1 protein-coding gene is annotated in these 453 nt (G+C 59.4%); it reads left to right on the top strand.

Annotation, left to right across the window (positions count from 1 at the left end):
• Positions 1-453, top strand: a 453-nt coding sequence (locus tag ACLHZ1_RS20620; protein WP_427263541.1) for a transposase, incomplete at both ends; no start/stop codon positions are given.

Genomic DNA, 453 nt, shown 5'->3' on the forward strand with positions numbered 1-453 from the left:
AAGACATCAAATCTGAAAAAGATCTCGGCACCCTCACCCAACAGCTGATCAAGCTCACCGTCGAGACCGCGCTCAATGCCGAGATGGACGAGCATCTGGGCTACCAGAAACACGCCCCACAAGGCCGCGGGACCGGCAACAATCGCAATGGCTATTCCACCAAGCGCCTAAAAGGACAGCACGGAGAGGTCACCATCCAGGCGCCTCGTGACCGCAACAGCTCCTTCGAGCCTCAGTTTGTCCGCAAGGGCCAGTCCCGCCTGACCCAGATGGACGACCAGATCCTCGCCCTCTACGCCAGGGGCTTGAGCACCCGGGATATCGTTGACGCGTTCAAAGAGATGTATGACGCCGACATCTCGGCGGCGCTGGTATCGAAGGTGACCGAACGCGTCATCGAGCAGGTCCACGAATGGCAAAACCGGCCGCTGGATCCGCTCTATCCCATCGTCT

The organism is Aeromonas sobria (assembly GCF_050266975.1).
Taxonomy (GTDB): domain Bacteria; phylum Pseudomonadota; class Gammaproteobacteria; order Enterobacterales; family Aeromonadaceae; genus Aeromonas; species Aeromonas sobria_B.